The following is a 23346-nucleotide window of genomic DNA, read 5'->3' on the forward strand; positions in this document are numbered from 1 at the left end:
AAAGGAGAAATCATGAAAGAAATTCCATTTTCAAGCTTTTACCAAGCTTATCAAAAAGGAAACATACACGTTCTTGATGTACGCGAGCAGGAGGAATATGATGCCCTTCACTTAGATGGGGTTCGTCTTCTTCCCTTATCTGAGTTAGCAAATTGCTACCAGGAATTAGAGAAGGATCATCCCTATTATGTCATCTGCAAGTCAGGGAGACGCTCAGCACGTGCTTGCCAATTTTTGGAAGAGCAAGGCTATGATGTGACCAACGTCCAAGGTGGCATGGATGCATTTGAATCTTAAGAAATGACCTCTGAATAGAGGTCTCAAATTGAAGATAAAGTCATATTAAAAATTTTCCTTAGGTGAGTACGGACGTCAGCGAACTTCTACGAAGTTCCAAGACTTATTATTGAGCCTAAGGTCTCAATAATTCCGGGTGCCTGAAACGTTATTGTTTCAGGCACTTTTCTCACGGCGGAAAGTTTTGGTATTTTTTTGAATCGATTTAAAAATTGGAATTCATTTTTATTTCTTTGAAGAATAGCTTAACTTATTTTACTTTAAAATAGTTTGTCTACATTCTACGACCTCTGAAAAGAGGTCGTTTTCTTTACTAATTTCTAAAAATGAGTAGAATTTGTATGTTTTTCAAAAGATATTACAGGGATTTTCCAGTCTTTCATTGAAAATGGTTCAGAAATTTTGTATAATACCCTAGTATAAACAATAGTTAAGGAGATTAAATATGTCAAAACAAGATTGGCTGGATTATTTCGAAGCCGTAAATGGTCGTTCTGCTAGTGCAGAAGAAATTGCTCAAGCACTGGCTGCAGGAGAATTTCAAGAAGAAGTAGTGGTTCCAGAAACCCCACAAGCCCCAGAATTTGTCGCAGCACCAACTGCACCTGTGGAAGAACCAGTTGCTGCTCCACAAGCTCCAGAGTTTGTTGCAGCGCCAACTGCCCCTGTTGAAGAACCAGTCGCAGCGCCACAAGCCCCAGAGTTTGTCGCAGCACCAACTGCCCCTGTTGAAGAACCAGTCGCAGCTCCACAAGCTCCAGAGTTTGTCGCAGCGCCAGCTGCTCCTGCAGAAGAACCAGTTGTAGCTCCAGTTCAAGAACCGGCTCCTCAGGCTGCTCCAACGAATGGACCTGCTTTCCAACAAGCTCCACAACAAGCCTACCAACAACCGACTCAAGCAGCTTATCAAAAAGCTCCTTACCAAGGTCAACCAGGACAACCTTATCCTGCCCAACCAAGTCAATTTGGTGTAGCCGTTGGTGGTTACTGGAATTGGTTCCTTTCAGCTTTGAAACGTCCAACAGCTGTAGAAAATCCAAAAGCTCTTAACGGAATTTTACAGTATGTCTTAACTGCCTTTGTCTTGACCCTATCAACTTTCTTCACAGCTAGTGGATTTACAGGCGGTTATGGAATGGATTTCCGTGCCTTTATGTTGACATTGATTTCCCTATTCTTTAGCCTTTACGCCTTCCAAGTAGCTGGATTCTTTGTTCGTCGTGTGGTTCTTCAAGACAAGGAATACAGTTACGGTCGTTCATTTGAAGAGTTTGGACGTTTGTCTGTTTACACATTGCCACTTGCCCTCCTTGCTTTCTTAGTAGGTCTTGTAAAAGTTTATGAATTTTATGGCTTTGTAAACTTCCTTATTTTCTTCTTGTTCTTTGTTGGAACATGCTATGTCGTTCATCAAGGATTGAACAAGACAAGCTTTAAAACAGATAAATTCTTGCTTCTAGTAGCATCATCTGTTGTCTTGCTTCTCATTGCCATTTTTGTCATTTATGTGAATGCTCGTATTTTAGAACAAGTAGCCGTAGGATTTATTCCAAGTGCTCCAAATTTCTCTAACTTTGGATTCTAACAATATCACAAAACGGAAGGTGGGGGAACCCACTTTCCCTATTTTATAATGAGGGAGAAGAGATCCATGCAAAAGAAATGGGTTGAATTATTTGAAAAAGTGATCGGTCGCAAACCGTCACCAGAAGAGTTTATGGCTGGGAAAGCTTGTGGATTTGATTTGAAACAAATTCAGTCTATCGCAGGAAATGCCCCAGCAGAGGAAGACGCTCCTGTTGAGGAACCAGTGGTTGAACCAGTTGAAGAAGTGAAGAATGTCGATCCACTTCTAGCAGCTCGTCAGGCTTGGTTGCAACATTTTGAAGAAACCTATGGGCGAAAGCCAAGTGCAGAAGAATTTACCGCGGCTAAAAGTCAAAACTTTGAGTTTTTTGTAGGACCTGTGCCTGAAGCAGAATTTGTAACCCCAGATGCAACTGAAGAAACACAGGAATATGTCCCTCAACAGCAAACTCAAGAGTATACGGCTCCACTTGCCGCTGAGCAAACGCAGGTCTTTGCTGGTCCAAATGTTACAGAAGCAGGCCCAGCTCAGAAAAAACAAAAGGCCCCTAAAACGAAGGGTGAAAAGAAACTTTCCAAGAAGAAAATTGGGATTATTTCTGCTATTGCAGTCCTTGTGATCGCTTTGGTAGCAGCCTTCTTTTACTTCCAGTCAACAACGCGTGTCGAAGTGACTGCAGATAAATTTATTAAGGCAGTGGACACCAAGGATTATCGCGAAGCAGCAGATCTGCTTTCAACCGATAACGATAAATGGACAAAGGATGAAGCCGAAAGCTTGATTACCAGCATGGAAGATCAAGGGATTGATATCGGTACAGAGTTGAACAAGATCATCGATAATGGTGGAGAAGGCAGCTATACGGATAAATCTGGAAACAAGATCTTTGGTTTGGAAAAGGCGGACAAGAAATTTGGAATCTTCCAAGAATATCGTGTGGCTAGCTATCCAGTGCAAGTGAAGGTCAAGACTAATTTGGATCAAGCCAAACTTAAAGTGGCTGCCAATAAAACGGTGACCTTGAAGAAAGATGCAGTGACAGACCTTGGTTCTTTCCATTACAATACAAAAGAAATGGAATTGACTGCTAAAACAGAGGTCGGAAATGTTACTTCTAAGATCCATCTCAATCCTAAAAAAGCAACCAAGAATAACTTAGAATTGCAGTTGAATTCTGAAAAACGCAATTTAGAAGTTGAGTTTCCAGATGAAGTTGAAAACCCAACAGATGTGAAGGTTGTGGTTAACGGCAAAGAAGTCGGAACCAGCACGACCTTTGAGGTAGATAGCATCCCTTATCAAGAAATTGAAGTGCATGCTGTCTTCAACATGAATGGGGAAACCTATACAACTGAAAAAGCTAAGGTGACGATTGAAGAGGGTGAGAACGACCCGATCGAACTCAAACTAGCCAAAGATACCCTAAAACGCATCAAGAGTGCACAAGATGCTAAGAAAGCGCAAGCAGCCAAAGAAGAACAAAATCGGACCTTGGTGGAAGAGTTCTTGAAAGAGTACCGCGACGCTGTCTTTAGCTCCGTTTCAAATCGAAACAACACCTACTCTAAATACTATGACACACAAAGTCAAGCATACAAGGACATGGTTGAGTTCACAACTGGTGATGGTGTTCGAAAGGCTAAAATTGACTACTATACTCCAGGAGCTTTGGACATTCAAAGTGTCACTGAAGAAAATGGTGTGGTAACGATCAAGACTTATGAAGACTTTACCGTGCATTATACAGATAGCCATCCAGATTCACAAAACCGCAAGTACAAGACCTACACCTTGAAAAAAGTAGGTGCAAGTTATGTGATTACGGATATTGTCGTAACAAAAGAATCATAGGAGATTCCTCATGAAAGCAAGATTTTCCAAATTAACTTTGGTGACAGTTGCCTTGTTAACCCTGACAGCTTGCTCCCAATCTCAATCCACTAGTTCTAAATCTTCTGCAAAAGAAGAAAGCAAACAAACGCAAACCAAGTCTTCCAAAGAAACGTCTTCTGCAAAGGATACGTCAAAAGAAACTGGCAAAGAAGAGTCGTCAAAAGCTGGTAAGTCAGATGTGAAAGTGGACTCTGGTGTGAGCTATAATGGTTCATACTATAGTGTTAAAGGGAAATATGGTGAGGTCATGATCGCCAACAAACATTATCCCTTGTCGCCTGACTTTAACCCAGGTGAAGATCCTGAAGCTGTTTCAGCCCTTCATGAATTGATTGCAGCCATGCAGGCAGAAGGTTATCCGATCAGTGACCAATATAGTGGTTTTCGTAGCTACGACACCCAAGTTGGCCTCTACCAAAACTATGTCAATCAAGATGGTCAGGAAGCAGCAGATCGTTATTCCGCAAGACCGGGTTATAGTGAACACCAAACTGGTTTGACCTTTGATTTGATCGATACCAGTGGTAATCTGGTGACAGAACCTGGACCAAGTAAGTGGTTGCTCAAGAACGCCGCTAAATATGGCTTTGTGGTTCGTTACCAAGAAGGTAAAGAAAAAGTGACAGGCTACATGCCAGAAAGCTGGCATCTCCGCTATATCGGAAAAGAAGCGCAAGATATTGCTGACTCAGGTTTGAGTCTAGAAGAATACTATGGCTTCACCGGTGGCGATTACGTTGATAAATAAGAAAAGGTTGGGATAGATATCCCAACCTTAAAATGTAGACAAACTATTTTAAAGTAAAATAAATTAAGCGATTCTGATAAGAAATAAAATTGAGTTCCAATTTTTAGATTGAATCAAGAAAATACCGAAACTTTCCGCTGTGAGAAAAGTGCCTGAAACAATAACATTTCAGGCACTAGGAATTATTGAGACCCTAGGCTCAATAATTAGTCATGGAACTTCGTAGAAGTTCGCTGACGTCCGTACTCACCTAAGGAAAGTTTTTAATATGACTTTGTCTAACAATCTGAGGTTGGGGTTAAAATCTCCAACCTTTTTTATTGGATTGTTTTTAGAAACTCATCCAGCTCTTTTTGGTTCTTGAGAGAGATAAATTTTTGGGGGTAGGTGGAGTGGATGTTTTGATACCTTTCTCTGGCAGTTTTTGTTCGTCCGTCCCAAAGAATCCAACGGATGAATTCCCAGTCAAAGCGTTCAGGGCAGCCTGCTGCCATACTCTCACGGACGCGTCCTTTATAACGGCGGTATCGTTTCCAGGCTCTAAAGAGGCAGTTCCAACGAGAGAAGTTGAGAAAGATAATCTGGTCGGCTTGCTCCATTCTCTCCTCATAGCAGCACCAAGAGTAATTACCATCAATGACCCAGTCTCTATGATCGCCGAGAAACTGTCTCATCTCTTTCTCCATCCATTCCCGGTCACTGTCTATCCAACCCGGTTTAAATTGAAGGGTATCCATGTGGAGCTTGGGAATGGAGTAGTGGCGGGATAAGTTTTCAGCCAAGGTGGATTTACCTGATCCAGAATAGCCGATAATAACGATTTTCATAAGCACCTCTCAAAAATTTAGGAACAAAAAAAGCTCCGGAGAGCTTGATTTTTATGCTGTTCTTGATTAACCAAGTTTCGCTGCAAGACGTGCTTTATCACGGCTAGCTTTGTTCTTGTGGATCAAACCTTTAGTTTCTGCTTTATCGATAGCTGAGCTAGCAGCGCGGTAAAGTTCTTCAGATGGGTTTGCTTCAAAAGCTTTGATTGCAGTACGCATAGCTGATTTTTGAGCTGAGTTTTTTTCGTTTTGTTTAACGTTCAATTCAGCGCGTTTGATAGCTGATTTAATGTTTGCCAAGTTATTCACCTCCATTGATAATCTAACTATCTAATTATATATGAAAAGTTAAGATTTGACAAGCCTAAAATAGCTTTTCCTTAAAAAAGTACCGTTAACAGGCGATTTTCTCTAGCGTTTGAGATAAATTTCGTCGATTTCATGGTTGGTTGCTTTATGGAGAATCAGATCAGCTCGGTTTCTGGTTGGTTGAATGTAATGTTGCAAGTTGACTAAATTAATGGATTCCCAGACCTGATGGGCCATGCTTAAAACTTCTTCTAGGGGTTGCTCTGTAAATCGATAGTAGTAGTTATTGGGATCGTTTTGAGCTAATTCAAGAAGTTTTTGGAAGCGATCGATATACCAAGATTCGATATCGTCGACCGCGGCATCCACATAGATCGAAAAATCAAAGAAATCGGTCATATAGAGACTGTCATTTTGCGGATTTTGAAAGACATTGATCCCTTCGACAATGACAAAATCAGCCGGTAAAATCGTTTGCTTCTCATCTGGGACAATATCGTATATTTCGTGGGAATAGACAGGGATTTCTACACTCTTATTGTTTTTGATTTGATTAAGAAAATCAAGGAGCAATTCCATATCATAGCTTTCTGGAAATCCTTTCCGATTGAGGATCTCTTGTTCTTTTAAGATAGCATTTGGATAGAGAAAGCCATCCGTCGTCACCAACTCCACTGTCGAGCCTTCGAAGGTTCGTGACAGCAGGATTTGAAGTAAACGGCTAGTGGTAGATTTTCCAACCGCAACACTTCCTGAAACCCCAATGATAAAGGGTTGGCGTTCACTCGTTTTTTGAAGAAAAATACCTTTTGAGAAGGCCAAATCTTCTTTGGAACGCTTGTAGATGCCTATCAGGTTTGTCAAAGGCAGATAGACGTCACGTACATCCTGGAGGTTGATGCGGTCGTTAAAACTTTTAATAGAATTGAGCTCTGTTTGAGAGAGAGGTGGGGTGGTTTTGCGGTGCAAATTTTGCCAAGTTTCCCGATTAATTTTTTCAAAATGTAGAAATTCTTTGTCCATATGTCACTCCTATTGTAGTCTTTAGTATACCAATTTTTAGAGGTCATGTAAACGATTTAAAAAAGGAGTGAATTATGATAAAATAACCTTATGAGTAAAATGTATTTTGATGTAAACCCAGATGCAGCCCATGATATTCATGATCTGGCTGTTGTTTTATTGGGGCAAAAGATGAATTTTTATACGGACGCCGGCGTCTTTAGTAAAAAAATGATTGACTATGGAAGCCAGGTGCTTTTATCAACCCTGGATTTTCAAGAAGGAGAAAGTGTCCTTGATGTTGGCTGTGGCTATGGTCCAATCGGTCTCTCTCTCGCTAAAGCTCAGGGAGTTGCAGTGACTATGGTCGATGTCAATGAGCGGGCACTAGACTTGGCTAAGAAAAATGCTAGCCGAAACGGCGTGGAAGCTCAGATCTTTTCTTCGGATGTCTATGAAGCAGTAGAAGGGGTCTTTGACCATGTGATCAGTAATCCGCCGATCCGAGCAGGTAAGAAAGTGGTTCACCAAGTGATCACTGGTAGTTTTGAACATTTGAAACCAGGTGGAGACTTGACCATTGTCATTCAGAAAAAACAAGGGGCTCCGAGCGCTAAGGCCAAGATGGAAGAGACGTTTGGCAATTGTGAGACCGTAAAAAAAGACAAAGGCTATTATATTTTAAGAAGTGAGAAAGAATCATGAGAGCAGTAGATATCATTCAGAAAAAAAGAGATGGTCTTGCCTTAAACAAGGAAGAAATTGAATGGCTGATTGAGGGCTATGTGGCTGGAACAGTACCAGATTATCAAATGTCTGCTTTTGCTATGGCTGTTTATTTTAAAGGGATGACGACGGAAGAAATCTCTCATATGACCATGAAGATGGTCCAAACGGGGCAACAGTTTGATCTGTCAGCTATTCCAGGAATCAAGGTGGACAAACACTCGACTGGTGGTGTAGGAGACAAGGTAACCTTGGTCTTGGTGCCTTTGGTTGCAAGTTTCGGAGTGCCGGTTGCTAAAATGAGCGGTCGTGGCTTAGGCCACACGGGTGGAACCATCGATAAGTTGGAATCCATTAAAGGCTTCCAGATTGAACGGACCCAAGAGGAATTTATACAGCAGGTGCAGGAGATCGGCTTATCGGTCATTGGTCAATCCGACCAACTTGTAAAAGCAGACAAACTCTTGTATGCTCTGCGTGATGTAACGGCGACAGTGGATACCATTCCTTTGATTGCTAGCTCCGTCATGAGTAAGAAAATTGCTGCTGGTGCGGATGCCATTCTTTTGGACGTGACGGTAGGCGAGGGTGCCTTTATGAAGAATATTGAGGATGCTCGTCGCTTAGCCCGTACCATGGTGGATCTTGGAAATGCAGTGGGTCGGAAAACCATCGCTGTTATTACAGATATGAGCCAACCATTGGGAACCAGCATTGGTAATCGTTTAGAGATTTTGGAAGCCCTGGATATTCTAAAAGGACAGGGGCGTGCTGATGTCACAGAGTTTATTTGTGAATTAGCACAAATCATGTTGAAATTGGCCAATGTAGATCAATCAATTGAAGCCATTCATGAACACTTGAGCAATGGACGAGCCTTAGCCAAGTTTGAAGAAATGGTCGTGGCACAAGGTGGAAACTTAGAGGATTTGCATCGTCCCGTCAAAGTAGATCAGGTCCTTGAAGTAACAGCAGATCAAGATGGCGTTATTGCAGCTTTACCTGCCATGGAATTTGGCCTGTTAGCCATGCGACTTGGTGCTGGCCGTGCTGTCAAATCGGATCCGCTTGATTATGAAACAGGGATTGTATTTGACAAAAAAGTGGGAGAGCACGTTAAAAAAGGGGAACGCATTGCTCGTATTTTCGTGAATGAAAAAAATTCACAAGAAAGCGTTACAGAATTCAAAAAAAATGTTAAAATACTAGAAGGGGCTGAAAGCGTTAAAGAAATTATTGAAATAATATCTTAAGTAGCTCAGGAGATTGTATGAAGTTAAATAAATATATTGATCACACTCTTTTAAAACCAGATGCGCAACAAGAACAGATCGAAAAATTGATCGAAGAAGCTAAGGCATATGATTTTGCCAGTGTCTGTGTGAACCCAACATGGGTGAATTTTGCGGCTGAGGGCTTGCGCGATTCAGATGTAAAAGTTTGTACCGTCATTGGTTTTCCTTTGGGAGCAAATACCCCTTTTGTCAAAGCGTGTGAAACAAAAAATGCTATTCAAAATGGTGCCGATGAAATTGACATGGTCATTAATATCGGTGCTTTGAAGTCTAAGAATTTAGCACTAGTTGAAGAAGATATCCAAGCTGTTGTCGAAGCAAGCGGTGATAAGCTGGTCAAAGTCATCATTGAGACGTGTCTCTTAACAGACGATGAAAAGATCGTCGCTTGTCAGATTGCAAAGTCAGCTGGAGCTGACTTTGTGAAGACTTCAACTGGTTTCTCAACTGGAGGAGCGACGGTAGAAGATGTAGCCTTAATGCGTCAAACAGTTGGACCAGACATGGGTGTTAAAGCTTCTGGTGGAGCTCGCTCTTATGAAGATGCTCTTGCATTTATCGAAGCTGGTGCGACCCGTATCGGAACTTCCTCTGGTGTAGCAATCATGGAAGGAAAAGTGGCTCATGGCGACTACTGAATTGATCAACTTAGCAGTTGAAGTGAGTCAACAAGCCTATGTGCCCTACTCTCATTTCCCAATTGGAGCTGTACTGCTAACGAAGGATGGAGAAATCTATACAGGGGTCAATATCGAAAATGCCAGTTTTGGTTTAACCAACTGTGGGGAACGGACAGCTATTTTTAAAGCAGTTTCTGAAGGAGCTCGTGAGTTCAAAGAGCTGATTGTCTACGGGCAAACAGAAAAGCCCATCTCTCCATGTGGTGCTTGTCGCCAGGTCATGGCTGAATTTTTTGAGCCAGACCTTCCTGTAACCTTAGTATCTAAAGATAAATCGACGGTCGTGATGACGGTCAAGGAATTACTTCCATATTCCTTTACAGACCTGACTTAATAGGTCTGTGAGGCGGTCTTTTGACCCTTTCAATACTTCGCAACAATGTTGCACAATAATTTAGGAGGTTCAGTAATGAACAAGAAACAATGGCTAGGCCTTGGTCTAGTAACTGTCGCTGCTATCGGACTTGCAGCATGTGGAAATCGTGCGTCTAAAAAAGATAGCGCAAACTCAGAATCTAAAACAGATTTGAAAGCTGCTATCATTACCGATACTGGTGGTGTGGATGACAAATCATTCAACCAATCTGCTTGGGAAGGTTTGCAAGCTTGGGGTAAAGAAAACGGTCTTTCTAAAGGGAACGGATTTGACTACTTCCAATCAACAGATGAATCTCAATATGCGACAAACCTTGATGAAGCTGTTTCTAACGACTACAAATTGATCTTTGGTGTTGGTTTTGCCTTGAGCGACTCTGTTAAAAAAGCTGCAAAAGACAACCAAGATGTGAACTATGTCATCATCGATGACCGTATTGAAGGACAAAAGAACGTAGCATCTGCTGTTTATGCCGATAACGAAGCTGGTTACCTTGCTGGTATCGCTGCTGCGAAAACTACAAAAACTAAACAAGTTGGTTTTGTAGGTGGTATGGAAAGTGAAGTTATCACTCGTTTCCGCGCTGGATTTGAAGCTGGTGTTAAATCTGTTGACCCATCTATCAAAGTTCAAGTAGACTACGCTGGTTCATTCGGTGACTCTGCTAAAGGTAAAACAATTGCTGCTGCACAATATGCTGCAGGTGCAGACGTTATCTACCAAGTAGCTGGTGGTACTGGTGCAGGTGTCTTCTCTGAAGCTAAAGACTTGAACGAGAAGAAAAATGAAGACGAAAAAGTTTGGGTTCTTGGTGTGGACCGTGACCAAAAAGCTGAAGGTGAATACACTTCTAAAGATGGTAAAAAATCTAACTTTGTATTGGCTTCAAGCTTGAAGAAAGTCGGAGAATCTGTAAAAGACTTGGCTAAGAAAACTGCTGATGGTAAATTCCCTGGCGGTAAAGTGATTACTTATAGCTTGAAAGATGGTGGAGTTGACTTGACAACTGACAATCTTTCTGCAGAAGCTAAAAAAGCTGTCGAAGACGCTAAAGCTAAGATCCTTGACGGGTCACTTAAAGTTCCTGAAAAATAATCATTGATTGGATCGGCCCGACCTTCAAGGGCCGTTCCTTTTAATAAATTGAGACATTTTTGTCTCAGTAAAATCTATTAGCTGTCCTAATAGGTTTTATTGAAATAAAAATTGATTTGAAAGGAAACACCCCACATGACACACGAATATGTCATCGAAATGCGTGAGATTACCAAAAAATTTGGTGACTTTGTAGCAAATGACAAGATTAATCTTCAGTTGCGCAAAGGTGAAATCCATGCACTTCTTGGAGAAAATGGTGCAGGGAAATCTACCCTGATGAATATGTTGGCTGGTTTGTTGGAACCAACTAGCGGAGACATCGTGGTAAATGGAAAAACTGTTAACCTAGACTCACCTTCAAAAGCAGCCTCTTTAGGAATTGGAATGGTGCACCAACACTTTATGTTGGTTGAAGCCTTCACTGTTGCTGAAAATATCATCCTTGGGTCTGAAACCACTAAACATGGTATTTTGGATCTTAAGAAAGCCAGTCAAGATATCCTTGATTTGTCTAAAAAATATGGCTTAGCAGTGGATCCAAATGCTAAAGTTGAGGATATTTCCGTCGGTGCGCAGCAACGTGTGGAAATTTTAAAGACGCTTTATCGTGGAGCCGACATCCTAATCTTCGATGAACCAACTGCGGTGTTGACACCAGCTGAAATCGAAGAATTGATGACAATCATGAAGAACTTGGCAAATGAAGGAAAATCTATTATCTTGATTACGCACAAGTTGGATGAAATCCGTGCTGTTTCAGACCGGGTAACAGTTATCCGTCGTGGTAAATCGATTGAGACAGTCGAGATTGGTGGAGCTACCAACCAAGACTTGGCCGAAATGATGGTCGGTCGTTCTGTTTCCTTTAAAACGGAGAAAGGTCCTTCTCAACCGAAAGAAGTCGTCTTGTCGATCGAAAACTTGGTTGTAAACGAAAACCGTGGTGTCCCAGCTGTTAAGAATCTTTCGTTGGAACTTCGTGCTGGTGAAATCGTCGGGATTGCAGGGATTGATGGAAATGGTCAGTCTGAGTTGATCCAAGCGATTACAGGTCTACGGAAGGTAAAATCCGGTTCAATCAAGATTAAAGGCAAGGACGTTGTAGGACTTCGCCCACGTCAAATCACAGAAATGAAGGTAGGGCACGTCCCTGAAGACCGTCACCGGGATGGATTAGTCCTTGATATGATGATCTCTGAAAACATTGCCCTTCAAACCTATTATAAAGAACCTCTTAGCAAGAATGGTATTTTGAATTATCCAAATATTACATCTTATGCCAAGAAGTTGATGGAAGAGTTTGACGTTCGTGCAGCCAGTGAAGTGGTACCAGCTAAGGCTCTCTCTGGAGGGAACCAGCAAAAAGCTATTATCGCTCGCGAAATTGATCGTGATCCGGATCTCTTGATCGTTAGCCAGCCAACTCGTGGATTGGACGTTGGAGCGATCGAATATATCCACAAACGTTTGATTCAAGAACGGGATAATGGGAAAGCTGTTCTGGTTGTCAGCTTTGAATTAGATGAAATTTTGAATGTTTCTGACCGTATTGCGGTTATTCATGATGGGAAGATCCAAGGGATCGTAACCCCTGAAACAACGAATAAGCAAGAACTTGGAATCCTCATGGCAGGTGGACAAGTAAAGGAGGGAGCATCAAATGAATAAGAATTTAAAACAAATTGCCGTTCCATTGGTGTCTGTCCTTTTAGGATTGGTCTTGGGTGCCATTATTATGTGGGCCTTCAGCTATGATGCCCTTTGGGGATATGAATTGTTGTTTAAAAAAGCCTTTGGTTCGATTAAGAGTTGGGGAAATATTTCCCGTGCCATGGGGCCACTGATTTTGGTTGCTCTTGGGTTTTCAGTAGCCAGCCGGGCCGGCTTCTTTAACGTTGGACTTCCTGGTCAGGCTTTTGCTGGATGGATCATGGCGACTTGGTTTGCCCTTTCCTTCCCAAATATGCCTCGCTTACTGATGATTCCGATGACCGTTTTGATTGCGGCTGTCGCAGGTGGATTTATTGGAGCGATTCCTGGTTTCCTTCGTGCCTATCTCGGAACCAGTGAGGTCATCATCACCATTATGATGAACTACATTGTTCTCTATGGTGGGAATGCCTTGATTCATAGCTTCCCAGCTTCCTTGATGAAAAATAAGGACTCAACCATTGATGTGGGAGCCAATGCTGTCTACCAGACGGAGTGGTTACGTAATTTGACGGACAAATCACAAATGAACATCGGGATCTTCTTTGCCATCATCGCAGTGGTGGTCATCTGGTTCTTGATGAAGAAAACAACACTTGGTTTTGAAATCCGTGCCGTTGGTCTCAATGCGAATGCGGCGGAATACGCAGGGATGTCTGCAAAACGGACCATTATCCTTTCTATGATCATTTCTGGTGCTCTTGCTGGTATTGGTGGGGTAGCAGAAGGTCTAGGGATTTACTCAAATGTCTACGTTCAAACCAGCTCAATGAGTGTTGGATTTAACGGAATGGCCGTTGCCCTTCTTGCGATGAATTCACCAATTGGTATTCCATTTGCTGCCTTCTTGTTTGGAGCACTTCAAATTGGGGGAGTTGGTATGAAGCCAGCTGCAATCCCTGAAGAAGTCGTTCAAATTGTGACAGCATCTATTATCTTCTTCGTATGTGCTCACTACATTATCGAAAAGATGATCTCGATGCGTTCAGCTAAAAAAGGAGGAGCAAACTAATGAGTATTGTAACGATTTTAAGTATTCTTGTTTCCTCTATGATTGTGTATGCGGCGCCGCTGATCTTCACAAGTATCGGAGGAGCATACTCAGAACACGCTGGGGTTGTTAACGTTGGTCTAGAAGGAATCATGGTTATGGGAGCCTTCTCAGGTATTATCTTTAACTTGACTTTTGAGCCTGAGTTAGGAAGTTTGACACCATGGTTGTCCTTGATCGTTGCTGCAGGGATTGGAGTACTCTTCTCCTTGATCCACGCGGTGGCAACCATTCATTTCCGTGCTGACCATATCGTCTCAGGTACGGTATTGAACTTGATGGCACCACCATTGGCGGTCTTCCTTGTCAAAGCAATGTACAACAAGGGGCAAACTGATAATATCAAAGTTGCCTTTGGGAAAACATCGATTCCGGTCTTATCTAAAATTCCGGTCATTGGAGATATTTTCTTCAACAATGCCAGCATCATCGGCTGGGTTGCGATTCTCTTTTCATTCTTTGCTTGGTTTATCATGTTCAAGACGAAATTTGGATTGCGTCTTCGTTCAGTTGGTGAACACCCACAAGCAGCAGATACATTGGGAATCAATGTATATAGAATGCGCTACTTAGGAGTGATGATCTCTGGTGCCCTAGCAGGAATCGGAGGAGCCATTTACGCTCAGTCAGTTTCTGTTAACTTCGCAGTAACTACTATTGTAGGTCCTGGATTTATCGCTCTCGCGGCTATGATTTTCGGGAAATGGAATCCAATCGGGGCCATGCTTGCTAGTCTCTTCTTTGGAGCTTCACAAAGTTTGGCTGTTATCGGGAATCAATTGCCTTTGCTTAAAGGTATCCCATCTATCTACTTGCAAATTGCGCCTTACGTCTTGACCATGGTTGTCTTGGCAGCCTTCTTTGGACAAGCAGTTGCACCAAAAGCAGATGGTGTTAACTACATTAAATCGAAATAATGCACAGAGAGAGGTTGGGACAAAAGTCCTAGCCTCTCAATTGTTTTTGGATTGTCGAGTAAGACGCAGTGGTTGAGTGGGCTCTACTACGCTGATTTTATAAGCTTTTACAGCCCTACTCAACTGTGCGGAGGTGGGACGACGAAATCGAATTCTAACGAATTACCGATTTCTGTCCCACGCTCTCTTTTGCTTTCTAAAGGCCCCTCTTAGTCGCAATTTCTTTAGATTTAGGGTACAATAAGAATACAACTTTTCACGTATTGGAGGAGCAGATGTTTAAGTGGATGAGACGCCTAATTGGCATGGTGATCGTTTTATTTATGTTATTAGTGATCTTGTTGGTTCCTGGCTCTATCCCTGAAGGGGAGCAACTGAGAAATGTGCAGGCAGGGAGTTCTTTGATTGAGTTGGCTCAAAATGCTGTTTCAAATGCCTCTGTGAGCACTGAAGGGCTCTCAACTGAGCTAAGTCTCAATTCAGTGCAATTGAGTCAGGTCGTAAAAACAAGTGCTGGATCCGCCCTTGACAATTCTGACTATCAAAAGATGGCATTAGGAATGGATGGCAATGACCTTCATGTCAAAGTTCCTGTATCATTAGGGCCAATCGATAGCTATCTAGATTTAACCATGACCGGTCAAGTTGAAAACAATGTCATGAATTTGACCGTGACCGGTGCTAAATTAGGGAAAATGCCCATTCCAAAATTCTTGGTTCTCAACTATTTGAAGGATCAATCCAATCAAAATGGAGGCGGCTTCACAGTGAATGGTGATCAAATCACCCTTGATATCCCTCAAGCAGGCTATAGCATCTCAAAAGCGAGAGTGGAAAATGGCAATGCTAAGGTAACTGTTAGTATATCCTTGTTTTAAGTCTTTGTAATTGGAGTTGTCATGCTTGTCTTTGAATTTTGTGCAGAGAATTTAACTTATATTGATAAGGCGATTGCTGCTGGGGCAGGTCGCATTGAACTGTGCGATAACCTGGCAGTAGGAGGGACCACACCTAGTATAGGTGTGATCAATGAAGCAATCAAACTGACAAGAGAGAAGTCCGTGGATCTATGTGTCATTATCCGACCCCGAGGTGGCGATTTTGTCTATACTGATCTGGAAGTCGAAGCTATGCTGACGGATATTCGTGCTGCGAAAGAAATAGGGGTTACTTGTTTTGTGCTGGGAGCGCTGACGAGCGATCGAAAGTTGGACCAGAGGATCATGCAGCTTTTACTAGCAGCCTGTGGAGAGGCAGAGGTTGTCTTTCATATGGCCTTTGATGAGTTAGCTCATACAGATCAGCTAGAAGCGATTGAGTGGCTTTCTGATCAGGGTGTAGCCCGCATTTTAACACGAGCCGGAAGTCCAGGTGACCCACTAGAGCAACGTTTTGCCCACTATCATCGTTTATTAGATGCGGCTAAGGGAAAGATTCAGATCCTGCCAGGTGGAGGTGTGACCCTTGACAATCGTCAGCTCTTTTTGGAGCAATTGGGCGTTTGTCAACTGCATGGCACGCGCATTGTGTTTTAAAAAAGAAACGATCACTGCTTGAAGTAGTTTTGAAGATCCGTTATCAAGGTTGGGGACGTTGTTTCCAGCCTCTTCTAGTGTAAAAATGAATAAGGGAGAGGAAATGTTTTTAGAGCATTATTTTGACCGGTACACCTTTCAGCCAGAAAAGGGATTGGCTTACGGATTTGAGAAGAAAGGGGCAGGCTATGAGTACCAGTGTCCCGTCTTATCGGACACTTTTCTCTTAAATGTCCAGGTCTGCGACCGGAAGATTTCTTTTCAGGTCTATGATCAGGATACAGGGGACGAGTATATCCAGATCCATCTGGAACAGCTACAAGGAAATTTCGTTGGCCAAGTCAGAGAAGCTTGTCAGGAAAGTCTTGCAAGGATCCGCCAAGCTTGTTTTGAGGTAGAAGAATTTCTCTATCCTCAAGCCAAGCGTCTCATGGCCTATATCTCCCTGCACTATCAGGGAACGATTGAGTATTTGTGGGAAAGATCTCCGGAATCCGGCGCTATTCGCCACCGAGACACCCTCAAGTGGTATGGTGTCTTTATGACCATTGATTGGAAAAAACTGGATGCTGGCAAGTCTGGGAAAATAGAAGTTTTGAATGTTAAGTCTGATCAAGTAGCCCATTTCATCCAGCAGAAAGGGATTTATCCAGCTTTTCATATGAATAAAAAATATTGGGTGAGTATCCCCTTAGATGGAACAATTGCTGATGAGGACTTGTTTGCTCTGGTGGATAGTAGCTGGCAACTCACCAAAAAGGGGAAATAAGATGAATCTGTTGAGGAAATTATCTTGGTTTTTTAATTTAGAGAAGAAGCGATACTTGATCGGGATAGGGTCCTTGATCTTGGTTAGTTTTTTAAACCTCATTCCTCCAAGAATCATGGGACTTGTGATCGATTTGATCGATAAAAGAAGGCTGACACTGGGGCAGTTAGTTGTGGATATCGCTCTTTTGGTTCTCGCAGCTCTAGCCATGTATGGCCTTCGTTTTGTCTGGAGACGCTATATTTTTGGGACGGCTAATAAGTTGGCTCGGATCTTGCGTTACCGTTTGTTTAAGCAATTTACGCTCATGTCTCCATCTTTCTATCAGCGTTATCGCACAGGGGATCTCATGGCCCATGCTACTAATGATATCAATGCGGTAACCATGTTTGCCGGTGGCGGGGTTATGTCTGCAGTGGATGCTTCCGTGACAGCCTTGGTGACCCTGGTCAGCATGTTTTTCATGATTGATTGGCGCTTAACCCTCTTAGCTATTTTGCCTCTACCGGTTATGGTGGTAGTGACTTCAGCTATTGGCCGCAAAAACCACAAAGCCTTCAAAGAGGCCCAAGAAGGCTTCTCAGAGCTGAACAACTTTGTTCAGGAATCCGTATCAGGAGTCAAGGTGACCAAATCTTTTGGTTTTCAGGCAGATGAGATTCGGGCTTTTGAAAAAACCAATCAAATGGTCTTTTCAAAGAATATGACTTCAGCCGGTTACAATGCTTTGTTTGATCCGACTACTCTTCTTTTTGTCGGTCTCTCCTATGTTTTGACGCTCTACTTCGGAGGGCTATTTGTTCAGGAAGGGAGCCTGACGGTTGGACAAATCGTAACCTTTATTACCTATCTCAATATGCTCGTCTGGCCCCTTCAAGCCATGGGCTTCTTGTTTAATATTAGTCAGCGTGCTAGTGTTTCCTATGATCGGATTGAGACACTTTTAGCAGAAATACCTGATATCCAAGATCCAAGTCAACCAGTCACAGACATTCAAAACGGAGATCTGGAATATGATATTGAAGAATTCGCCTATGAGAATGATCCTGTCCTTGAAAAGGTTGTCTTTCATTTTGAAAAAGGGCAAACCCTTGGAATTGTGGGTCCAACTGGATCTGGAAAGACTACCTTGTTGCGTCTCTTGCTTAGAGAGCACGACTTGGAGCAGGGAGATATCTTGCTAAATGGGATCTCCATCAAACATTATCGTTTAGAAGATCTTCGAAGCTTGATCGGCTACGTCCCTCAAGATCAGATCCTCTTTGCCATGACCATTCGAGAGAATGTCGCTTTTTCAGATCCACAGATCGAGGAAGAAGAGGTGATGAAGGCTCTGAGAACTTGTGGAGTCTATGAGGATATTCTGGCCATGCCAGACCAGATGGAGACAGTGCTGGGAGAGAGAGGAGTCTCTCTTTCTGGCGGGCAAAAGCAACGGATTGCCATGAGTCGTGCTTTGGTCATGAATCCTGAGATCTTGATCTTGGATGACTCCTTATCTGCAGTAGATGCTAAGACAGAACACCAAATCATTGAAAATATGAAGCAGGAACGCAAGGGGAAAACAACCATCATCACAGCCCATCGCCTATCAGCGATCGTTCATGCGGATTTGATTCTGGTAATGGAGAATGGACAGATCAAGGAGCGAGGAAATCACGAGGAATTAATGGCTCAAAAAGGTTGGTACTATGAAACCTACCAAGCCCAACAATTATCAGAAGAAATGGAGGGAAAGCTGAATGAAAACATCTGAAGCTCGTGTGATGAAGCGGCTCTTGACTTACATGTGGCGTTATAAGTGGTTAACAGCCCTAGCCTTAGCCTTTACCTTCCTGACTAGTCTGTTATTGACGGCGATCCCTCTTGCAGCTCGCTGGTACATTGACCACCTAGTGGATCCAACAGAAGCAGGCTCCCCAGTACTGACAACTTTTCAGTTTTTGATTCTCTACTATGGGTTATTCATTGGTCGCGTGCTGGCGACTTACCTGAGCCAGTTAACCTTTGCGCGCGTATCCAATTCTATCGTAAGAGACATTCGTCTAGATATTTTCAAAAATCTTCAAAGGCTGGGCATGTCCTTTTATGACCAGACAGCAGCAGGTTCGATTGTTTCGCGTGTGACCAATGATACCCAGGCAGTCGCAGATATGTTTTCTACGGTCTTTTCAAGCCTGGTTTCATCCTTTTTACTTTTTCTAGTCACCCTGGTAACCATGTTTAGCTTGGACTGGCATTTGACTATTTGGATCCTGCCTTTTCTTCCCATCATTTGGTTTTCCATCCGTCTCTATCGCAAGTTATCCAATCGCTTGGTCAAGATGACCCGACAAAAATTATCAGATATCAATGTGAAATTATCGGAATCCATTGAAGGAATGCGGATCGTGCAGGCCTTTCGTCAAGAAAAGCGCTTGACGGATGAATTCGAACAGATTAATGGGGAACATTTGGACTATGCCAACCGATCTGTAGATGTCAATTCCCTCTTTTTGAGGCCAGCTATGACCCTGTTACAGGTCCTGGCTTATGCGGTTATTCTAACCTTTTTCGGCCTAAATTGGCGTAACTCTGGCTTTACAGCCGGTCTTATCTATGCCTTTATCCAGTATGTTAGCCAGCTTTTCCAACCCTTGATTGATGTTACGCAGAACTTTGCTACCTTGCAGACCTCAACCATTTCTGCAGGTCGTGTCTTTGAAATGATGGATCGAGACGACTATGAGCCCAAGCAAGCTGGTAGCCTGAAAGAAATTGAGCGGGGGGATATTCGTTTTGAGGATGTATCTTTTTCTTATGATGGCAAACGGGATGTCCTAAAAGAGATCTCCTTTGAGGTCAAAAACGGACAAACCATCGCTTTTGTTGGTCATACTGGTTCTGGTAAATCCTCTATTATTAATCTCTTCATGCGCTTTTATGAATTTGATCGTGGCCGGATCTTGATTGATGGACAGGATATCAAGGACTACAGCCAGAAAGCCTTGCGCAAGTCCATTGGTCTAGTGTTGCAAGAGCCTTTCCTCTATCATGGAACCATTGCTTCTAATATCCGGATGTACCATGAAGAACTGACTGATGAGGAAATCCGACAAGCAGCCGCATTTGTGGATGTAGCAGACTTTATTGAGAGTCTACCTGGTGGCTATGATCATCCGGTAACAGTGCGGGGGTCTACCTTATCGACCGGTCAGCGTCAGCTTCTGGCTTTTGCTCGAACGATTGCTGCCCAGCCTAAGATCCTCATTTTGGATGAGGCAACTGCCAATATCGACCAAGAGACGGAAGAGATGATCCAAAATTCTCTGAAGAAGATGCGCCAAGGGCGGACAACCATTGCCATTGCCCATCGTCTTTCTACCATCCAAGATGCCGATTGCATCTATGTTCTCGATAAAGGAAAAATCATCGAATCGGGCAATCACGATCAACTCATTGCTCTAGGAGGAACGTATAAGAAAATGTATGATCTCCAGGCTGGTATGATGAAATAAGGACAAACAAGGAGAGTGGGACAGAAATCGGTAATTCGTTAGAATTCGATTTCGTCGTCCCACCTCCGCACAGTTGAGTAGGGCTGTAAAAGCTGATGAAAACAGCGTAGTAGAGCCCACTCAACCACTGCGTCTTGCTCGACAATCCAAAAACAAGAGGCTAGGACTTTTGTCCCAGCCTCTTGTTTTTCTTCTTTGAAAGCTGTAAAATAAAGAAAAGAATAGAAAAAGGGAGCATACACCATGTCAAACGATCTGATCATGATGGGAGTTGTCATTGTCTTATTTGGACTTTATTTCACTCTTCAAGTTGAGCTCAATAAAGTCAGAAATCAATTCACTCACTATCTTCTTAAACCAGGTAGTATTTCTAAGGAACAAAAAGAGAAGTACCTCAAAGAACCAGAGATGGAAGCGATTCGCCTGATTCGTCTCGATTATCGGATCGGCCTTCAAAATGCCAAACGTGTTTATGAGCAATTGAAGAAATAAGAAAAACCCTCGTATAGTCTATACGAGGGTTTCTCTTTCAAAAAAAGGCGTAAGCTTTGGTAAAACATTGGCCACATCTGCTGATTTGATCTTGGCGAGTTGATAAGGACAAGCAGTGATGTAGGCTACTTCAAAGAAATCAAGCGGGAGTCCACTGTGTTTTAAGGCAGCAAGAGATTGAACTTGGCTGAGTTCTAAAAGGATCCCATCGTGGGTCAGGGTCAGATGAGGTAGAGGAGACTGGGCCATCAAGGTCTTTAGACTAGCTTCTTCCTCTTTTTTTCTGGCTAGGAGTCGCTTTTTATTGGTCAGATACATACCGTTATCAATGTAGAGACTCAAGGCCTTTTGCATGATCAGATTGCTATCATAGTCCAGAATCGTCTTATAGGTCAAGACCGGCTTAAGAAGGGCTTGGGGAAGGATCATGGAAGTGATGCGAAGAGCAGAAAAGAGATTGGTCGAAAAAGATTTGATATAGATGACCCGGTCCTTTTGATCCAAATAATGAAAAGATGGAGCATTGCTGCCATCAAGATCTCCCAGATAGTCGTCCTCAACAAGGTAGACATCATATTGATCAGCTAGTTGCAAGATGGCTTCTTTCTGCTTGGTCGAATAGCTATGGCCAAGCGGATAGTGAAAACGAGGGATCGTGTAGAAGAATTTGATATGGCCACTTTTGAAAATCTCTTCAAGCTCCTCGAGATCAATTCCCGTTAAATTACGTTGAATGGTACGGTAGGCAAGTTGCTGCGAATCTAAGAGTTGATTCATCCGATGATAAGTCGGCTGCTCAATCAAGATCTGAGATTTTTTATTGGGAAAGTCAATTTGGCTGAGGATATTGAGTGCCTGTTGTGTACCAGAAGTTAAAACGATCTGATCCGCAGTCGTATAAATGCTTTCTTCCTTCAATAAGCCTTGAATCGATTGGCGTACTTCTGGTAACCCTGCTTGGTCTGAAAAATTATTAAAAAGATAATTCTCACGACCAATCAAGGTTTCATTGATACAGGTTCGGAAATCTTCAAAAGCCTGGTTGCGGTCTTTCTCTAATTTTAGTGGAAGATCCTCATGTTGGTCAGGTTCCTGCTCCAAAACATAGTAGCCACTTTGAGGTTTTGCGTAGAGAAAGTGCTGGTAGGTTAAATCCAGCAGGGCCCGTTGCACCGTATCCTTACTACAAGAAAATTGACTAGCTAGCTGGCGAACGGAGGGAATTTTCTGACCGGTCACCAGTTCTCCGTCTTGAATGGCTTTTTTTAGAACATGAATAATTTCTTGGTATTTGCTCGTCTTCATCCTGACTGTCCCCATACAGTTTTTTTCTATTGTACAGAAAAAATCACAAAAAAACCACTCCGAAGAGTGGCGGCAGTATTACATAAAGTAAACAATGGCTAAATACTGAAGGGCAGAAGCGGCAAGGATGAAAAGGTGCCAAATCATATGGAAATATGGTTTTTTCTTGGCATAAAAGCCAGCTCCAACCGTGTAGCACAGACCGCCCATGAGCATGAGACCCCAGAAGATCGGATTGGTTTGGCTTACGATTTGGGGAATAATAAAGATAACCAACCAGCCCATGATCAAGTAAAGAGCGAGACTGAACTTTTCATTGACTTTTTTGGCAAAGATTTTGTAGAGAATACCAAAGATGGTGGTCCCCCATTGGATCAAGATAATGCTGTAGCCCATCCAGTTGTTCATCAAGGTGAGGACAACTGGTGTGTAACTACCTGCGATCGCAATGTAGATCATGGAATGGTCGATAATACGAAGCACATACTTTTGAGGTGAATCGTAAGACATAGCATGGTAGACGGTCGAAGACAGAAACATCAAAAATAGACTGATCACAAAGATAGAAGTCCCAAAAGCACTAAGCAGACCGTGTTGCTCAAAGCTATAGACTGCTGAGATCGGAAGTAAGATCAACATGAGGAGGGCGCCAACAGCGTGGGTTACGCTATTGGCGATCTCTTCTCCAAAGGATAATTTTTTACTTAGTTTCATGGTATAATTCATCAGTTTCTTCCTCCGTTTTTACTGGTTGAATATAAGATAGGGTTTCAAGATAAAGTTGAACTGTCTGACAGGCAGAGCGAATGATGGGAGCGATCGGCTCTTTTTGCTCATTGAGATAAGCGACAAAGCTATTATAGAGAAGATCTGAACTCGCCTGGTCCTGCAAGAAATTTAAGGTAGAAGCGATCTCCTGAATAGAAAAGACAGTTTTTAAGGTTGTAATAGCAATCAAGCGAGCTACCTGTCTACGCTGGTATTTCTTCTTATCTGGTTTTTCGACATAGCCATGTTTTACGTAATTGTTGATCATGGCAGCCGTCAAGCCCTTGTCTGAAGAAGAGAGAACAGGTGCACAGGTTTTATTGACATAAAGTAGGACCTGATCGAGATAGAGGTCTAGCTCAGGCAGTTGCTCCCACGTTGGATAGGAAAAAGTGGACACGAAATCTTCACCTTTCTTTAATCTAGTTTTCATAACTAGATAATAACATTAATAAAAACTCCT

The 23346-nt window shown here is 42.6% G+C and carries 24 protein-coding genes; 18 read left to right on the forward strand and 6 right to left on the reverse strand.

What is annotated here, in order from left to right:
* The first annotated feature begins 12 nt into the window (after positions 1-12).
* The 4 genes from NFR56_RS02110 to ldcB all read left to right on the forward strand — a co-directional run bounded on the left by NFR56_RS02110 (position 13) and on the right by ldcB (position 4526).
* Positions 13-297, forward strand: coding sequence for a rhodanese-like domain-containing protein (locus NFR56_RS02110; protein WP_070594894.1), 285 nt, complete (start codon positions 13-15; stop codon positions 295-297).
* Between the two features lie 445 nt (positions 298-742).
* Complete coding sequence (locus NFR56_RS02115) at positions 743-1882, forward strand: DUF6574 domain-containing protein (RefSeq protein WP_070594893.1); 1140 nt, start codon at positions 743-745, stop codon at positions 1880-1882.
* A gap of 66 nt (positions 1883-1948) precedes the next feature.
* Entirely contained in the window at positions 1949-3736 is a 1788-nt protein-coding gene (locus NFR56_RS02120; RefSeq protein ID WP_251457385.1) for a TcaA second domain-containing protein, read from the forward strand.
* A 10-nt stretch (positions 3737-3746) separates the two neighbouring features.
* Positions 3747-4526: an LD-carboxypeptidase LdcB/DacB gene (gene ldcB / locus NFR56_RS02125; protein WP_003007645.1), complete on the forward strand. Its 780-nt coding sequence runs from the start codon at positions 3747-3749 to the stop codon at positions 4524-4526.
* A gap of 317 nt (positions 4527-4843) precedes the next feature.
* Here the strand turns inward: ldcB and NFR56_RS02130 are convergent, their stop codons facing one another.
* The 3 genes from NFR56_RS02130 to coaA form a co-directional block, all read right to left on the reverse strand.
* On the reverse strand, positions 4844-5353 hold the full coding sequence (locus NFR56_RS02130) for a DNA topology modulation protein (protein WP_251457387.1): 510 nt from the start codon (positions 5351-5353) through the stop codon (positions 4844-4846).
* Positions 5354-5419: 66 nt separating this feature from the next.
* Entirely contained in the window at positions 5420-5668 is a 249-nt protein-coding gene (rpsT, locus tag NFR56_RS02135) for a 30S ribosomal protein S20 (protein ID WP_003007640.1), read from the reverse strand.
* Positions 5669-5764: 96 nt separating this feature from the next.
* On the reverse strand, positions 5765-6685 hold the full coding sequence (gene coaA, locus NFR56_RS02140) for a type I pantothenate kinase (RefSeq protein WP_118228093.1): 921 nt from the start codon (positions 6683-6685) through the stop codon (positions 5765-5767).
* 90 nt (positions 6686-6775) lie between these two features.
* Here coaA and NFR56_RS02145 point away from each other — a divergent pair, with 90 nt between their 5' ends.
* From NFR56_RS02145 to NFR56_RS02210, 14 genes are all read left to right on the forward strand, one after another.
* On the forward strand, positions 6776-7369 hold the full coding sequence (locus tag NFR56_RS02145; protein WP_037615364.1) for a class I SAM-dependent methyltransferase: 594 nt from the start codon (positions 6776-6778) through the stop codon (positions 7367-7369).
* A complete protein-coding gene (locus NFR56_RS02150; RefSeq protein ID WP_251457390.1) occupies positions 7366-8643 on the forward strand; it encodes a pyrimidine-nucleoside phosphorylase in 1278 nt (425 codons plus the stop codon). The genes NFR56_RS02145 and NFR56_RS02150 overlap by 4 nt, the downstream gene beginning before the upstream one ends.
* A gap of 17 nt (positions 8644-8660) precedes the next feature.
* The gene (deoC, locus tag NFR56_RS02155) at positions 8661-9323 is read left to right on the forward strand and encodes a deoxyribose-phosphate aldolase (RefSeq protein WP_021153359.1); all 663 of its coding nucleotides are present in this window, start codon (positions 8661-8663) and stop codon (positions 9321-9323) included.
* Complete coding sequence (locus NFR56_RS02160) at positions 9310-9699, forward strand: cytidine deaminase (protein ID WP_049498278.1); 390 nt, start codon at positions 9310-9312, stop codon at positions 9697-9699. Before deoC ends, NFR56_RS02160 begins: the two co-directional genes overlap by 14 nt.
* Before the next feature lie 75 nt (positions 9700-9774).
* The gene (locus NFR56_RS02165; RefSeq protein ID WP_023918305.1) at positions 9775-10836 is read left to right on the forward strand and encodes a BMP family lipoprotein; all 1062 of its coding nucleotides are present in this window, start codon (positions 9775-9777) and stop codon (positions 10834-10836) included.
* Positions 10837-10971: 135 nt separating this feature from the next.
* The gene (locus NFR56_RS02170) at positions 10972-12507 is read left to right on the forward strand and encodes an ABC transporter ATP-binding protein (protein ID WP_195326813.1); all 1536 of its coding nucleotides are present in this window, start codon (positions 10972-10974) and stop codon (positions 12505-12507) included.
* The gene (locus NFR56_RS02175; RefSeq protein ID WP_049489017.1) at positions 12500-13561 is read left to right on the forward strand and encodes an ABC transporter permease; all 1062 of its coding nucleotides are present in this window, start codon (positions 12500-12502) and stop codon (positions 13559-13561) included. The genes NFR56_RS02170 and NFR56_RS02175 overlap by 8 nt, the downstream gene beginning before the upstream one ends.
* The gene (locus NFR56_RS02180; RefSeq protein WP_021153355.1) at positions 13561-14517 is read left to right on the forward strand and encodes an ABC transporter permease; all 957 of its coding nucleotides are present in this window, start codon (positions 13561-13563) and stop codon (positions 14515-14517) included. Before NFR56_RS02175 ends, NFR56_RS02180 begins: the two co-directional genes overlap by 1 nt.
* Positions 14518-14792: 275 nt before the next feature.
* Entirely contained in the window at positions 14793-15395 is a 603-nt protein-coding gene (locus NFR56_RS02185; RefSeq protein WP_070665322.1) for a hypothetical protein, read from the forward strand.
* A 21-nt stretch (positions 15396-15416) separates the two neighbouring features.
* Complete coding sequence (locus tag NFR56_RS02190; RefSeq protein WP_070665323.1) at positions 15417-16052, forward strand: copper homeostasis protein CutC; 636 nt, start codon at positions 15417-15419, stop codon at positions 16050-16052.
* Positions 16053-16155: 103 nt separating this feature from the next.
* Entirely contained in the window at positions 16156-16821 is a 666-nt protein-coding gene (locus tag NFR56_RS02195; protein WP_155167682.1) for an MmcQ/YjbR family DNA-binding protein, read from the forward strand.
* A 1-nt stretch (position 16822) separates the two neighbouring features.
* Positions 16823-18577, forward strand: coding sequence for an ABC transporter ATP-binding protein (locus NFR56_RS02200; RefSeq protein ID WP_251457393.1), 1755 nt, complete (start codon positions 16823-16825; stop codon positions 18575-18577).
* A complete protein-coding gene (locus NFR56_RS02205) occupies positions 18564-20318 on the forward strand; it encodes an ABC transporter ATP-binding protein (RefSeq protein WP_251457396.1) in 1755 nt (584 codons plus the stop codon). Before NFR56_RS02200 ends, NFR56_RS02205 begins: the two co-directional genes overlap by 14 nt.
* 243 nt (positions 20319-20561) lie before the next feature.
* Positions 20562-20810: a hypothetical protein gene (locus NFR56_RS02210; RefSeq protein ID WP_070594879.1), complete on the forward strand. Its 249-nt coding sequence runs from the start codon at positions 20562-20564 to the stop codon at positions 20808-20810.
* Between the two features lie 18 nt (positions 20811-20828).
* Here NFR56_RS02210 and NFR56_RS02215 read toward each other — a convergent pair whose 3' ends face one another.
* The 3 genes from NFR56_RS02215 to NFR56_RS02225 form a co-directional block, all read right to left on the reverse strand.
* The gene (locus tag NFR56_RS02215; RefSeq protein ID WP_251457399.1) at positions 20829-22130 is read right to left on the reverse strand and encodes an aminotransferase-like domain-containing protein; all 1302 of its coding nucleotides are present in this window, start codon (positions 22128-22130) and stop codon (positions 20829-20831) included.
* Between the two features lie 63 nt (positions 22131-22193).
* Positions 22194-22841 carry a PAQR family membrane homeostasis protein TrhA gene (trhA, locus tag NFR56_RS02220; RefSeq protein WP_003011253.1) on the reverse strand — a complete coding sequence of 216 codons (648 nt, stop codon included), beginning with the start codon at positions 22839-22841 and terminating at the stop codon, positions 22194-22196.
* On the reverse strand, positions 22816-23316 hold the full coding sequence (locus NFR56_RS02225; RefSeq protein ID WP_070675587.1) for a DUF1836 domain-containing protein: 501 nt from the start codon (positions 23314-23316) through the stop codon (positions 22816-22818). The genes trhA and NFR56_RS02225 overlap by 26 nt, the downstream gene beginning before the upstream one ends.
* Between the last annotated feature and the right edge of the window lie 30 nt (positions 23317-23346).

Source organism: Streptococcus caecimuris (genome assembly GCF_943193075.1).
GTDB lineage: Bacteria > Bacillota > Bacilli > Lactobacillales > Streptococcaceae > Streptococcus > Streptococcus caecimuris.